A 13,572-nucleotide genomic window follows, 5' to 3' on the forward strand; every position below is an offset into this window, starting at 1 on the left:
GTGATGGGGCCGGTGAGGCTGCCTGCCCGGTAGGGGAGGGCCAGTGGGGAAGCGGAGGAACCGCGGGCCCGAATCCGTTATAAGCCAGCCCGAAATGTTCACCGGACTCATCCAGGACATCGGTGTGGTGGAGCGCGTCATCCCCGGCGGCATGACGGACGTGTGGATCCGCACGGCGCTGGGCGCGAAGGACTTCGCGCTCGGCGAGTCGATCGCCGTGGATGGCGCCTGCCTGACCGTGGTGGAGCGCGGCGGGGACTCGTTCCGCGTGCAGGCGGCTCCGGAGACGCTCCGGCGCACCACGCTGGGCGCAGTAGCTCCGGGCTCGCGCGTCAACCTCGAGCGGGCGCTCGCGCTGGGCGACCGGCTGGGCGGCCACCTCGTCAGCGGCCATGTGGACGCCGTCAGCGAGGTGCTGGAGACGCGGCCCGAGGGGGGCTCGTGGGTGATGGTCTTCCGGCTCCCCGAGGCGCTGGCGCCCTTCTTCATCGAGAAGGGCTCGGTGACCATCGACGGCATCAGCCTCACCGTGAACACGGTGGGGGTGGACCGCTTCAGCGTGCAGCTCATCCCCGAGACGCAGGAGCGCACCACGCTCCGGGCCAAGGCCGTGGGGGAGCGGGTGAACCTGGAGGGGGACATGATCGGCAAGTACGTGGCGCGGCTGGTGTCGCTGCGCCAGGGCCCGGGTGGCGGGCTCTCCGAGGCGGTCATCAAGGCGGCCGGTTTCGGCGGATGATTCGAAGGAAAGGCCAGGAAGCAATGGCGCGCGGCAGCAGGCAGCACGAGTCGGACAGCATCTCCCTGGTGGAGCAGGCGCTCGCGGAGATCCGCAAGGGGCGCATGGTCATCCTCACGGATGACGAGGACCGCGAGAACGAGGGAGACCTCGTCATGGCGGCGGAGAAGGTGACGCCGGAGGCCATCAACTTCATGGCCACCCACGGGCGCGGGCTCATCTGCCTGTCGCTCGTCGAGGAGCGCATCCGCCGGCTCAACCTGCCCCTCATGGTGCAGGACAACACCTCGTCCTTCCAGACGGCCTTCACCGTCTCCATCGAGGCCGCCCAGGGCGTCTCCACCGGCATCTCCGCCGCGGACCGCGCCCACACCATCAAGGTCGCGGTGGCTCCCAACGCGAAGCCCAGCGATCTGGCCCGCCCCGGCCACGTCTTCCCGCTGCGCGCCCGCGATGGCGGGGTGCTCGTGCGCACCGGCCAGACCGAGGGCAGCGTGGACCTGGCGCGCCTGGCCGGCCTGTCGCCCGCTGGCGTCATCTGCGAGATCATGAACCCGGATGGGACCATGGCCCGCCGGCCGGACCTGGTGAAGTTCGCCCGGAAGCACAAGATGGTGCTGCTGTCCGTGGCCGACATCATCCGCTATCGGCTGGAGCGCGAGCGGCTCGTCAAGCGCATCGCCCAGACGACGCTGGAGCGCCGGGGGCAGGGCTCCTTCCAGGCCTATACCTACGGCAGCGACGTGGACAGCGCGGTGCACGTGGCGCTCGTCAAGGGCGACATCTCCGGCCGCGAGCCGGTGCTCACCCGCGTCCACCGGGCGTGCCTCGTGGGAGACCTGCTGGGCAGTGCCGGGTGCGACTGCGGCAGCCAGCTCGAGCAGGCCTTCCAGCGCATTCAGGAGGCGGGGCGCGGCGTGGTCGTCTTCCTCCAGCGCGACGTGCCCCCGAAGAACCGCCTGCAGTGCACCCACGTCTCCAACGAGGAGGCCGTGCCGGGCAACAACGACCAGACGCGCCTGCGCGAGTTCGGCGTGGGGGCTCAAATCCTCAAGGACCTGGGGCTGTCCCGGCTGCGGTTGCTCACCAACAACCCCAAGAAGATCGTGGGGTTGGAGAGCTACTCGCTGGAGGTGGTGGAGCAGATTCCGCTCACCCTGTCCGCCGAGCCGGTGCGGCGGGTGGCTGCTCGCCGTCCTCCCCGCCGCCGCAAGGCCTAAACTCTGTAGGGACGCCAGCCGGGTGGCTGGTGTAGAGAGGGGCCGCACATGCCTCGCTACATCGAAGGTGACTTTCTTCCTCCCAAGGGCCGTTTCGCCATCTGCGTGGCCCGCTTCAACGCATTCATCACCGAGGAGCTGGTGAAGGGCGCGGTGGACACGCTGGTGCGCCATGGCGTGGCCGACGGCGACATCGACGTCTTCCGCTGCCCCGGTACCTATGAGCTGCCGGCGCTGACCCGGCGCGTGGCCGATGCGCGCGCCTACGTGGGCATCATCACCCTGGGCGCCGTCATCCGCGGTGGCACCCCGCACTTCGACTACGTGGCGGGCGAGTGTGCCAAGGGCATTGGCAACGTGGCCTTCAACGCGCAGGCGTCCGTCACCTTCGGCGTGCTCACGTGCGACACGGTGGAGCAGGCCATCGACCGGGCCGGCGTGAAGGCCGGCAACAAGGGCGCCGAGGCCGCCATGGCCTGCATCGAGATGGTCAACCTCCACGCGAAGCTGGCCACCACCCTGGCCACCGACGGGAAGAGGGGTTAGCCATGGGCGCTCGGAGAACCGCTCGGGAGCGCGCGCTGCAGGCGCTCTATCAACTGGAGATGACGCCCGGCTCCGTCCACGAGGCCCTCGAGTCCGCCTGGGCCGCCACCGAGGAGGCCCACAAGGAGGCCGAGGCGGTGAAGTTCGCCCGCGAGCTGGTCGACGGCGTCATGGGGAACCGGGCGGAGATCGACCGGCTCATCGAGCAGCACAGCCACAACTGGCGGCTGGACCGGATGTCCCGCATCGACCGCAACGTGCTGCGCCTGGGCGTCTTCGAGCTGAAGTACCGCCCGGACATCCCCAAGAAGGTGTCGCTCAACGAGGCGGTGGAGCTGGGCAAGAACTTCGGCACCGAGGAGTCCAGCGCCTTCGTCAACGGACTGCTGGACCGCGTGGCCGCGGCGCTGGGGAAGCAGTGAACGTCGCCGCCTACGACGCCAACCTGCAGGGCCTGGACTCGCTGGAGGGGGTGGACGCGCTCTGCCTCTTCGTCGGCGAGGACGACCGGCCCCTGCCGGGCTCGGCCGGGTACGTGGACTGGCGGCTGTGCGGCGCCCTGTCGCGCGTGCTCCAGTCCGGCTTCTTCGTGGGCGCGCGTGGCGACTCCCTCCTGCTGCCCACCGACGGCCGCTTCCCCGTGCCCCGCATCTTCGTCATCGGCCTGGGGCGCAGGAAGGGCCTGGATGCCGCCTCGCTGGGCGAGGCGCTCGCCAATGCCGCCCAGGTGCTCGCCCGGGCGAAGGTGGAGGCCGTGGCCCTGGAAATCCCGGGTTCCGGCACGCTGGACGAGGCCACTCAAGCCTCTTCCCTGAATGACAAGTTTGTCCCGGCTTTCAAGGGTGGCCGGAAGGTCGCCGTGCTGGCGGACAAGGAACTGGCGCGCCGTCTGCCGGGACGCAAGGGCTGACGCTCGCCGCCGCCCTCCGTTCTGCTACGATGGAGGGCCGGTTCCAACCCATGAAGTTCAAGATCCTGATCGTGGAGGACTCCAAGGCATCGCGCGAGCTGATCGCCGCGACGGTGGAGTCCATCTCCGGTCTGGAGGCCATCGTCACCAGCAGCGGCTTCGAGGCCCTCAAGCTCCTGCCCCGGCACCGGTTCGATCTCATCATCACCGACATCAACATGCCGGACATCAACGGGTTGGAGCTCATCAACTTCGTCAAGAAGAACCCCAACTACCGCGACACGCCGCTGTTCATCGTCACCACCGAGGGCCGCGAGAAGGATCGCGACCGCGGCCTGGCACTCGGCGCGGCGGAGTACCTCGTCAAGCCCTTCTCGCCACAGAGCCTGGAAGGGCTCGTGCGCCGCTACCTGAAGCTCGCGTGAACCAGGCCGGAAAAGCACTCGCGGAGTTCGTTGCCGAGGGGACCGAGATCCTCGAGGCGCTGGGCAAGGATCTGCTCGTGCTGGATCAACAGCGCGGCACGGATCCGGACCCGGATCTCATCAACGGCATCTTCCGGGCGGCGCACTCGCTCAAGGGCCTGTCGGCGCTCTTCGGGCAGGAGCGCATCTCGAAGCTGGCCCACCAGGCCGAGGATCTGCTGGACCGGCTGCGGCTGGGCAAGCTGTCCCTGGACGACCAGGTGCTGGACTCGCTCATCGAGGCGCTGGACGTGCTCCAGGCGCTGCTGGCCGAGGCCTCGCGCGAGGTGTCCTCGGACGGGCTGAGCGGACGGGTGACGGAGCTGGGCACGCGGCTGGCGAACCTGGGCGTCACGGCGGCCGCCATCGACGAGGATCCGCTGGATCGGCTGGAGCTGGACGCGCAGGTGCGCGCCGTCTTCACCGAGTACGAGGAGCACCGCCTGCGCGAGAACGTGCGCCGCGGCGTGGCCCTCTACCGCGTGCGCGCCGCGTTCGATCTGTCCGACTTCGACACGGGACTGGCCGAGCTCAACTCGCGCCTCAAGCCGCTGGGCGAGGTCGTCAGCACGCTGCCCTCGTCGGAGCCGGGGGGCATGTCCGGCATCGCGTTCGATCTCATCTTCGGCGCCAAGGTGCCGGAGACGGAGCTGGCGGCGAAGCTCCAGGGCACGCCCGCGCAGCTCTTCGCGCTGAAGGTGCGCCCCGCGGCCAGTGGTGCCCAGGCTCCCGCCTCCGTGGCGCAGCCGGTGGCCCAGGTGTTCCGGGAGCCCGCGTCCTCCATCGAGGCGCCCGCCGCTCCCAAGAAGCCGCGCAAGAAGCGCGCCCCCAAGGGCGGTGGCGCGGAGACTCCCTCCACGCGCGGGGCGGAGCGCACGGACACGGCCCCGTTGCTGCGCGCCGTCGAGGAGGCCAGCCCGGAGGAGCTCACGCAGGAGGTGCTGGAGACGATGCGGATGGTGGAGTCCTCGCCCCCGCGCATCGAGCTGGCCGGGCCTCCGGTGCGCACGCTGACGGATGAGCCGGCGTCCCCGCGCGGCCCGCGGATGGAGAACGAGTCGGCGCGCTCGCTCACCCAGACGGTGCGCGTGGACATCAGCCGCCTGGACGCGCTGATGAACACCGTGGGCGAGCTGCTGCTCATCAAGGCCAACCTGCAGCGCATGGTGGAGACCGCGCGCCAGCAGGAGGGCTCGGTGATGCTCTCCAACAAGCTGTGGGGGCAGGAGCTGTCGCGCGAGACGCGGCAATTGGAGCGCAAGCTGGACGCGCTCCAGCAGGGCCTGCTCGAGGCGCGCATGGTGCCCGTGGGCCAGGTGTTCGACCGGCTGGCCCGGCTGGTGCGCCGCATCGCCCGGGACGCGGGCAAGGAGATCGACTTCGTCATCGGCGGCGGCGACGTGGAGCTGGACAAGCTCATCGTCGAGGAGCTGAGCGACCCCCTGATGCACATCATCCGCAACGCCATCGACCACGGCGCGGAGTCGCCGGAGGCGCGGATGGCGGCGGGCAAGCCGCGGCGGGCGCGCGTGTCGCTGCGGGCCGAGCAGAAGGGCAACCACGTCCTCATCGAGGTGAGCGACGATGGCGCGGGCATCGACGAGCTGGGCGTGCGCGACATGGCCCTGCGCAAGAACCTCATCACCGAGGCCCAGGCGCGCGAGATGAGCCGGCGCGAGCTGCTCAACCTCATCTTCCTGCCGGGCTTCTCCACCGCCCGCAGCGTGTCCGAGCTGTCCGGCCGCGGCGTGGGCCTGGACGTGGTGAAGAACAACATCGGCAACCTGTCCGGCATCATCGACGTGTGGAGCGAGCGCGGGCAGGGCACCGCCTTCCACCTCACGCTGCCCGTCACCCTGGCCATCATCCGCGCCCTGGTGGTGGGCGTGAGCGGGCGCACCTACGCGGTGCCGCTCAACAGCGTGCTGGAAATCCTGTCCGTGAAGCCCTCGGAGATCCGCACCGTGGAGCGGCGCGAGGTGCTGGACGTCCGGGGCACCACGCTGCCCCTGATGCGCCTGGCCCGGCAGTTCGGCCACCCCGAGCGCCAGAACGACCGGCACTTCGTCGTGGTCGCCGGCCTGGCCCAGGAGCGGCTGGGCATCGCCGTGGACGAGCTGCAGGGCCAGCAGGACATCGTCGTCAAGTCGCTGGGTGGCCGCCTGCAGGGCGTGCGAGGGATCTCCGGCGCCGCGGACCTGGCCAACCGGCGCACCGTCCTGGTGCTGGACGTCGGTGCCCTGCTCGAAGAGGGGATGAGCCTGGAACGACGCCGCGCGTGATGCCTCCGGCCGTGAGGCTGCTATCCTCCACTCCGTGCCTTCCCTGTCCGTCCTGCTCGACAGCTTCTTCTACCGTCCGGATGAGGACGTCGGCCCCATCCAGGAGCTGGTGGCCGGCACCGATGAGACGGTCGAGCCCGTTCCCGAGGAGATCCCCGAGGAGTACCTGGCCTTCCGGCTGGAAGGGGAGCACTACGCGGTGCCCATCCACGGCGTCCGGGAGATCGTGAAGGTGCCTCCGCTCACCGAGGTGCCCCGCGCCGCCTCCAACCTGCTCGGGGTGATGTACCTCCGGGGCGAAGTGTTGCCCGTCTACGACATCAAGGTGAAGCTGCGGCTGGCGGACAAGGCGCCGCTGGTGGCGGGCCCGGACGCGACGGAGCCCCCGCGCGGCGCGCGCATCATCGTGGTGCAGACGGCGGACGGACTGGCGGGCATCTGGGTGGACTCGGTCTCCGAAGTGGTGCGGCTCCGGCCCTCGATGCTGGAGCTGGCCCCTCCCGGCGTGGGTGGCGGCGAGCGTGACTGCGTGGTGGGGCTCGGGCGGCGCAAACAGCAGCTCTTCATCCTGCTCGACATCTGGCAGGCCCTCGCATGAGACAGCGCTTCAACGTCCTCACCCAGCTCACGCAGTCCCAGGCCGACGAGGCCGCCGCGGCCGAGAGGGATCCGCTCGTCCAGCTGTGCGCCTTCTTCGTCGGGCCCGAGGAGTACGCGGTGGACATCATGCGGGTGGAGGAGATCCTCCAGCCCCAGCGCCTCACCCCCATCCGGGGCGCGCCGCCCTTCATCGAGGGCGTCATCCGCCTGCGTGGCTCCATCATCCCCGTGGTGGATCTGCGCAAGCGGCTGCTCGGCGTGGAGGCCCCGGTGGACACTCCCAAGACGCGGCTGCTGGTGTGCTGGCTGGGCCGCCGGCGCGTGGCCTTCACCGTGGACCGGGTGTCCGAGGTGGTGCGGCTGCGGCGCAGTGAGATCAAACCCGCCCCGGCCATTGGCGCGGTGGGCCCGGCGCCCTTCGTCGTGGGCGTGTACGGCGAGCCGGAGAAGCGGGAGCAGGAGAAGCGCGAGCCGGAGCGGCGCGGGCTGGAGCGGCGCGCCCCGGAGACGCGGGGACAGGAGCGGCTCAAGCTGCTGCTGGATTTGAAGGCGCTGCTGCTGTCGGAGATGGTGCGCGAGGGCCGGAGGATGAACGGATGAGCGAGGAGGGGCGGAACGCCGAGGAGACGCGTTACCGGGCCCTGCTGGAGCTGGACGTGTCCGCCGTGGGCGCGCGGGAGACGCTCGTGGCGGGGCTCCACGACGAGAGCTGGCGGGTGCGCCGTGCGGCGGCCGACGGCCTCACCCGGGTGCCCGAGCGCGAGAAGGTGGTGGAGCGCCTCATCTCCGTGCTCGGCGAGCGTGACGAGACGGGCGCGCGCAACGCGGCGGCCGAGTCCCTGGCGGGCATGGGCCAGGAGGCGGTAGGGCCCCTGGTGCGGCTGCTCGGGCACGTGGATCCGGATCAGCGCAAGTTCGCCGCGGACATCCTCGGCCAGCTGGGGCTGCCGGAGGCCGAGGACGCGCTGGTGCAGGCGATGCTGGAGGACCTGGACCTCAACGTCCGCGTGGCCGCGGCGGAGGCCCTGGGCCGGGTGGGCGGCAAGGTCGCGGCCCGCGCGCTGGAGCGCATCCTCTATGATCCCGAGCCGCTGCTGCAGCTGAGCGCGCTGGAGTCGCTCGCGGCCCTGCGTCACCCGCCGCCCCTGCCCGAGGTGGTGCGGCTGCTGGGAAACCCGACGCTCAAGCGCAGTGCCTACCGGGTGCTGGGCCTCATTCCGCAGGTGGCGGCCACGGAGCTGGTGTGCCGGGGGCTGGGCGCGGAGTCGCGCTCCACCCGCGAGGCGGCGCTCGTGGCGCTGGGCACCCAGGCGGGCCTGGCCGAGCCCTCGCTGCGGCCCGAGATGGAAGCGGCGGTGCGGCTGGCGCTCAAGCGGTTGCCGCAGGCGGTGGGCTGGGTGGCCAGCGCGCTGGAGGCGGATGACATCGAGCTGAAGGCCGGAGCGCTCGTCGCGGCGGCGGCCCTGCGCGAGCCGCAGCTGGCGCCCCTGGTGGCGGAGGTGGCGCAGGAAGAGCGGCTGATGCCGGAGGTGATGCGCACGCTGGCGTACTTCGGCCCGGAGACGGGGCGCGAGCTGCTGGCGAGCATGGACCGGCTTTCCTTCCCGGCGCGCGAGGCGGCGGGGCACGTGCTGGTGGAGCTGGTGGACGCCACCTTCGTCCCCGAGCTGGTGCAGATGCTCGACTGGGGCGAGGTGGACCTGAAGGCGGTGGCGGTGCAGGCGCTGGGGCGGACGAGCTCGCTGGAGGCGGTGGAGCCCCTGGCGCAGCTGCTCTCGCACCCGGAGCTGGCCGGGCCGGCGGCGCGCGCGCTGGTGACGCTGGCCGCCAACTTCCCGCGGCAGGTGGTGCAGGCGCTGGAGTCGGCGCTGGAGCGCGGCGCGGAGCCGGTGGTGCTCAGCGCGCTGGTGCGGGTGGGCGGTACGGCCATGCTGCCCCTGGTGCGGCGCACGGCGCGCGAGGCCTCCGTGGCGCTGCGGGCTACCGCCGTGGAGGTGCTGGCCGCGGTGGACCCGGCGGGCGGCCTGGAGCTGGCGCGCCAGTCGCTGACGGACGAGTCCCCGCGGGTGCGCACCGCGGCGGTGCGGGTGCTGGGCCAGGTGGGGGATGGCGCGATGGCGGGGCTGCTGAAGCAGGCCCTGGCCGACGAGACCCTCGAGGTGCGGCTCGCCGCCCTGGAGGCGGTGGGGGAGTGCGGGGCCGTGGAGCGGGCGGTGGACCTGGAGGCCCTGGTGCCGCACCCGGACGGGGCCATCGCCTACCGGGCGCTGCAGGCGCTGGCGCGGCTGGGGGCCCTGCGCGACGAGGTGCTCCGGCAGGCGGTGTCCCATGGAGACCATGAAGTGGTGAAGGCGGCGCTGCAGGCGGGCGCGGCCTCGGCCGAGGGGGTGTCGCTGGCGGTGGGACTGCTGGGCCACGCGAGCTGGGACGTCCGGGCCGCGGCGGCGCGGGTGCTGGGAGACTGTGGTGGGCCCGAGTGCCTGCCGGCGACACGTGCCGCCCTGGCGGCCGAGATGGATTCACTGGCCCGCCGCGCGCTGGTTGACGCGGTGGAACGGCTGTCTGGACGCTGAGAAGCCGCGGAGGTTCCCGGGGGTGATGCCTTTCGACACAGGCAGGCCGGAGATGACCGCGGAGGAGTTCCGCCTGTTGCGGGACTTCGTCTACGGCCATTGCGGCATCCTCGTGCGTGACGACATGAAGTACGTCATGCAGCGGCGGCTGTGGCCCCGGCTGGAGGCGCTGGGCCTGACGGACTTCAGCGCCTACTACCGCTACCTGCGCTTCGACGCGCAGCGCCGCACCGAGCTGGAGACGGCCATCGAGGCCCTCACCACGCACGAGACGTACTTCTTCCGCGAGCCGCGCCAGCTCAAGGCCTTCTCCGAGGAGGTGCTGCCCCAACTGGAGCGCCGCAACGCGCGCACGAAGCGGCTGCGCGTCTGGTCCGCGGGGTGCTCGTCCGGGGAGGAGGCCTACACCGTGGCCATGCTCCTCAAGGACAGCGGGCGCTTCGAGGGCTGGGACGTGGAGGTGCACGGCACGGACATCTCCCGCCGGGTGCTGGCCGCCGCGCGCCAGGGCGAGTACGGGCCCTCCGCCCTGCGCGCCACGCCGCCGGACAAGGTCGCCCGCTACTTCGTCCACGTGGGACCCAACCGGGTGCGCGTGCGCGACGACATCCGCGCCTGGGTCTCCTTCGGGCACCACAACCTGCAGGATCCGGACTCGGCCCTTCACGTCACCCGGCCGGACGTCGTCTTCTGCCGCAACGTGATGATCTACTTCGACACGCCCGCTCGGCAGCGGGTGTTGCGCCTCATCTACGACAAGCTGGTGCCCGGCGGTTACCTGCTGCTGGGGCACTCGGAGAACCTCATCAACCTCAGCGCGGACTTCGAACTGGTGCACCTGCGAAGCGATCTCGTCTACCGCAAGCCGGAGCCCGGCTCAGGAGGCAGCCCGTGAGCGCCCTGGAGCCCGTGAAGGTCCTGGTGGTGGATGACTCGGCGCACAACCGGCGGCTGCTGACGGAGCTGCTCGAGTCCTCGCCGGACGTGAAGGTGGTGGGCACGGCGTGTGATGGCAACGAGGGCCTGCGCCAGGTGCTGGCGCTGCACCCGGACGTGGTGACGTTGGACCTGGAGATGCCGCGGCTGGGCGGCTACTCCTTCCTGCGGCTGCTGAAGAGCTCGGCGCCCACGCCCGTCATCGTCATCTCCAGCTACGCGCACAAGACGGACGTCTTCAAGGCGCTGGAGCTGGGAGCCTTCGACTTCATCGCCAAGCCGGCCAAGCCCACCCCGGACGTGCTGGAGAAGCTGCGCAAGGAGCTGCACGAGAAGGTGCAGGCGGCGCGGCTGGTGCGCACGGCGGAAGTGAAGCCGGCGGCGCGCAAGCCGAAGGTGATGCCGCTGGAGCCCTCGTTCGTGGTGGGAATCGGCGCGTCCACGGGCGGGCCACCCGCGGTGCAGCGGCTGCTGGAGTCGCTCGCGCCCGAGCCGTCCATGAGCCTGCTGGTGTGCCAGCACATGCCCAAGCAGTTCACCCGCGCCTTCGCGGAGCGGCTGGACAAGCTGGGGCCCTTCACCGTGCGCGAGGCCCAGGAGGGAGATCTGCTGGCCCCGGGCCACGTCTTCATCGCGCCCGGCGGCAGGCAACTGGTGGTGTACCGGCAGAACGGGCAGTACGTGCTGGGCACGCCGCCTCCGACGATGCAGGACAAGCACGCGCCCTCGGTGGACCGGCTCTTCATGAGCCTGGCCGAGGTGTTCGGCTCCAAGACGATCGGCGTGGTGCTGACGGGGATGGGCTCAGACGGCGCGGTGGGCGCCAAGGTCATCCGCAAGGCGGGCGGCGAGGTGTGGGCCGAGTCCGAGGAGACGGCGGTCATCTACGGCATGCCCCAGGAGGCGGTGGCCACCGGTGCGGTGAGCCGGGTGCTGCCGCTGGGGGAGATCGGCCCGGCGCTGGTGGATCTGGCGCGCAAGCGCCGGTGACGGTAGAGGCAGTCCCATGAAGACGTTTCCCACGGAGTTCGCGGAGCTGCTCACCCCGAAGGGGCGGCGCATCCTGGAGGGGAAGGATCCGGAGGCGTGTGGCGCGCTGCTGCGGCCGGGACAGCGCTTCGTGGCGCTCGGCGGGGTGCTGGACGCGCGCAAGGCGGTGGCGTGCCGGGAGCTGCTGGAGAAGGCGCTGCGCGACACGCTGACGCAGATGGAAGACCCCATTCCCCCGGAGAGCATCTGGGGGATGACGGAGAACTACGCGGAGCTGCTGCCCAAGACGGTGCGGGTGAGGACGGCGCTGCTGGAGAGCCGGCGCTCGCGCTCGTGGAGGGCGGCCGAGGACGTGGGGCTGGTGGCCCTGCTCCGCTCGGAGAGCTTCGCGGCGTTCGCGGCGTCGGTGAGCGGGCGGGCGCTGCGGCGCAAGTGGGGGATTCAGACGCTGTGCTACGGCCCGGGGGACTACGCGGGCCCGCACAATGACCATCACCCCGAGGACGCCGAGGCCTTCGACGGCTACGTGGACATGCACCTCACGTTCGCCACGCCGGCGGTGGCCCACCAGTGGCTCGTCTACTCGAAGGGCGGGCACTTCTCGGAGATGCAGAACGTGAACACCGTGGGAGGCATCACGGTGTACCGGCTGCCCTTCTGGCACTACACGACGCCGCTGATGGCGAAGCCGGGCGCCGCGGAGGACGCGAGACGCTGGGTGTTGCTCGGCACGTTCCTGGACGCCCCCAGGGAGCATCGCCGGGGCTCGGCCATCGAGCCGCCCCCGCCCGCCGCGCGGGCTGGATGATGTCCGGCTCCTGGGTGGTGACAGCAGTCACCAGGGGATGAGCGCTGTCACCAGCGGCAACCCGCGCGAAGTGGTGACGGCCGTCATCAGGCGCGGCTGAAGCCGGGGCCGAGACGAGTGGAATCAGGGGGTTTCGAGCCCGGAGGGCAGGGCAGGGGGCATGGCACGACTCCTGCTCTAGCCCAGTGCATCGACGTCGCTTCCAACACTTCGAGGGCACCGCACATGGGCAACTACAGCATCAAGGCCGGGGACACGCTGAACAAGCTCGCGCAGCGCTACCACACCAACGTGGGCGAGCTGATGAAGGCCAACCCGCAGATCAAGGATGCCAACCTCATCTACGCGGGCGCGAAGCTCAACATCCCGGGCAGCAAGGACGACTTCGTGCCGTCCGCCTCGGGCCCCAAGGGCGTCAACCTCGATGGGGGTGCCTCCACCCAGGGAGCCCAGGCCAGCGCGCCCGTGGGCAACGTTCCGCAGGGGCAGGTGGGTGATTGGATCAAGGAGGCCATGCAGGCCCTGAGCGCCGCGGGCGTGCCGGCCGACAAGATGAACCCGCAGGACATCGCCTCCATCATCCATCACGAGTCCAGCGGCAACCCCAACGCCATCAACCTCTGGGACCAGAACGCGAAGGATGGCCACCCGTCCATCGGCCTGATGCAGACCATCCAGCCGACGTTCGACGCGCACAAGCTCCCGGGCCACGACAACATCCGCAACCCGGTGGACAACATCATCGCGGGCGTCCGCTACGCGGTGGAGCGCTACGGCTCCGTGTCCAACGTGCCCGGCATCCAGGCGGTCCGCCAGGGCCAGGGCTACGTGGGCTACTGAGAGGCTATCGGTCCGGGAGGAGAGGGGACGGCACTCGGGCCACCTTCTTCGCGTGAGCGATCGACTCCAGATGTTCCTGACGCAGGGGGCGATCACGGCGAAGCCGGAGCGCTCTCTGCTCCGCGTCCTTCAGCATCTCCCATGCCTCGCGGGCCTGCCGAGGGAAGAGGTGAAGCGACTGCACGTAGAGGCAGGCGACGTGAACACGCCCCCCCAGGTCGCGGAAGCCGAGCTGCTGGATGCGGCGAAGCCACCGCCCGAACTCCTTCCACGGCATGTCGAACCCGAATGCCTCGGTCAGGATGGTCTTAGCGATGATGCGCTGCACCGCGAGGCGCTGGGCTGGAGTCTTCGTCTTCTGAATCCACCGCTTCTCCAGTTTCAGGAGCTCGCGCTTCCGCTCTTCATAGGGGGCCTTGGCCTTGAACAACTCCATGAAGAGGAGATCGAGCTCCTCACCGAATGTCGGGGTTGTCTCTTGGCGTGAAGTCACCCTGCTCACGCTCCTGGACACGGCTTTTCGTTGGCACGCAATGGCCAGAACCCGTGGCGCATACAGGCCTCGTAACACGCCTTGCACTGCGACTCACCCCAGACCCGGCCATCATGTCTACCGCTTCTGCACTTCATGTAGTGAGCCATGCAGAGGTCCCTCCACTTCTCC

At 70.5% G+C, this 13,572-nt stretch carries 15 protein-coding genes; 14 read left to right on the top strand and 1 reads right to left on the bottom strand.

The features are described 5' to 3' along the window. Nucleotides 1-94: 94 nt before the first annotated feature. The 14 genes from NR798_RS17525 (at nucleotide 95) to NR798_RS17590 (ending at nucleotide 12,908) form a co-directional block, all read left to right on the top strand. On the top strand, nucleotides 95-739 hold the full coding sequence (locus NR798_RS17525; RefSeq protein ID WP_375772624.1) for a riboflavin synthase: 645 nt from the start codon (nucleotides 95-97) through the stop codon (nucleotides 737-739). After that, a complete protein-coding gene (ribB, locus tag NR798_RS17530) occupies nucleotides 736-1,959 on the top strand; it encodes a 3,4-dihydroxy-2-butanone-4-phosphate synthase (protein WP_375772625.1) in 1,224 nt (407 codons plus the stop codon). Before NR798_RS17525 ends, ribB begins: the two co-directional genes overlap by 4 nt. 48 nt (nucleotides 1,960-2,007) lie before the next feature. Then, the gene (gene ribE, locus NR798_RS17535) at nucleotides 2,008-2,505 is read left to right on the top strand and encodes a 6,7-dimethyl-8-ribityllumazine synthase (protein WP_375772626.1); all 498 of its coding nucleotides are present in this window, start codon (nucleotides 2,008-2,010) and stop codon (nucleotides 2,503-2,505) included. Nucleotides 2,506-2,507: 2 nt separating this feature from the next. Beyond that, the gene (gene nusB, locus NR798_RS17540; RefSeq protein WP_375772627.1) at nucleotides 2,508-2,927 is read left to right on the top strand and encodes a transcription antitermination factor NusB; all 420 of its coding nucleotides are present in this window, start codon (nucleotides 2,508-2,510) and stop codon (nucleotides 2,925-2,927) included. Then, nucleotides 2,924-3,415, top strand: a complete 492-nt coding sequence (locus tag NR798_RS17545; RefSeq protein WP_375772628.1) for a M17 family peptidase N-terminal domain-containing protein — start codon at nucleotides 2,924-2,926, stop codon at nucleotides 3,413-3,415. The genes nusB and NR798_RS17545 overlap by 4 nt, the downstream gene beginning before the upstream one ends. Nucleotides 3,416-3,465: 50 nt before the next feature. Next, nucleotides 3,466-3,840, top strand: a complete 375-nt coding sequence (locus tag NR798_RS17550; protein WP_257461214.1) for a response regulator — start codon at nucleotides 3,466-3,468, stop codon at nucleotides 3,838-3,840. Next, nucleotides 3,837-6,161: a chemotaxis protein CheA gene (locus tag NR798_RS17555; RefSeq protein WP_375772629.1), complete on the top strand. Its 2,325-nt coding sequence runs from the start codon at nucleotides 3,837-3,839 to the stop codon at nucleotides 6,159-6,161. Before NR798_RS17550 ends, NR798_RS17555 begins: the two co-directional genes overlap by 4 nt. A gap of 34 nt (nucleotides 6,162-6,195) precedes the next feature. After that, complete coding sequence (locus NR798_RS17560; protein ID WP_375772630.1) at nucleotides 6,196-6,759, top strand: chemotaxis protein CheW; 564 nt, start codon at nucleotides 6,196-6,198, stop codon at nucleotides 6,757-6,759. Then, complete coding sequence (locus tag NR798_RS17565) at nucleotides 6,756-7,361, top strand: chemotaxis protein CheW (RefSeq protein WP_375772631.1); 606 nt, start codon at nucleotides 6,756-6,758, stop codon at nucleotides 7,359-7,361. The genes NR798_RS17560 and NR798_RS17565 overlap by 4 nt, the downstream gene beginning before the upstream one ends. Continuing rightward, complete coding sequence (locus NR798_RS17570) at nucleotides 7,358-9,334, top strand: HEAT repeat domain-containing protein (RefSeq protein WP_375772632.1); 1,977 nt, start codon at nucleotides 7,358-7,360, stop codon at nucleotides 9,332-9,334. Before NR798_RS17565 ends, NR798_RS17570 begins: the two co-directional genes overlap by 4 nt. 25 nt (nucleotides 9,335-9,359) lie before the next feature. Beyond that, nucleotides 9,360-10,229 carry a CheR family methyltransferase gene (locus NR798_RS17575; RefSeq protein WP_375772633.1) on the top strand — a complete coding sequence of 290 codons (870 nt, stop codon included), beginning with the start codon at nucleotides 9,360-9,362 and terminating at the stop codon, nucleotides 10,227-10,229. After that, on the top strand, nucleotides 10,226-11,260 hold the full coding sequence (locus NR798_RS17580; RefSeq protein WP_375772634.1) for a chemotaxis response regulator protein-glutamate methylesterase: 1,035 nt from the start codon (nucleotides 10,226-10,228) through the stop codon (nucleotides 11,258-11,260). The genes NR798_RS17575 and NR798_RS17580 overlap by 4 nt, the downstream gene beginning before the upstream one ends. 16 nt (nucleotides 11,261-11,276) lie before the next feature. Next, nucleotides 11,277-12,068, top strand: coding sequence for a hypothetical protein (locus NR798_RS17585; RefSeq protein ID WP_375772635.1), 792 nt, complete (start codon nucleotides 11,277-11,279; stop codon nucleotides 12,066-12,068). A gap of 225 nt (nucleotides 12,069-12,293) precedes the next feature. After that, on the top strand, nucleotides 12,294-12,908 hold the full coding sequence (locus tag NR798_RS17590; RefSeq protein WP_375772636.1) for a LysM peptidoglycan-binding domain-containing protein: 615 nt from the start codon (nucleotides 12,294-12,296) through the stop codon (nucleotides 12,906-12,908). Between the two features lie 4 nt (nucleotides 12,909-12,912). On the opposite strand, the gene NR798_RS17595 is transcribed toward NR798_RS17590, so the two are convergent. Then, nucleotides 12,913-13,344: a hypothetical protein gene (locus NR798_RS17595; RefSeq protein WP_375772637.1), complete on the bottom strand. Its 432-nt coding sequence runs from the start codon at nucleotides 13,342-13,344 to the stop codon at nucleotides 12,913-12,915. Nucleotides 13,345-13,572: the final 228 nt, after the last annotated feature.

It is taken from the genome of Archangium gephyra (genome assembly GCF_042230915.1).
Taxonomy (GTDB): Bacteria; Myxococcota; Myxococcia; order Myxococcales; family Myxococcaceae; genus Archangium; species Archangium gephyra_B.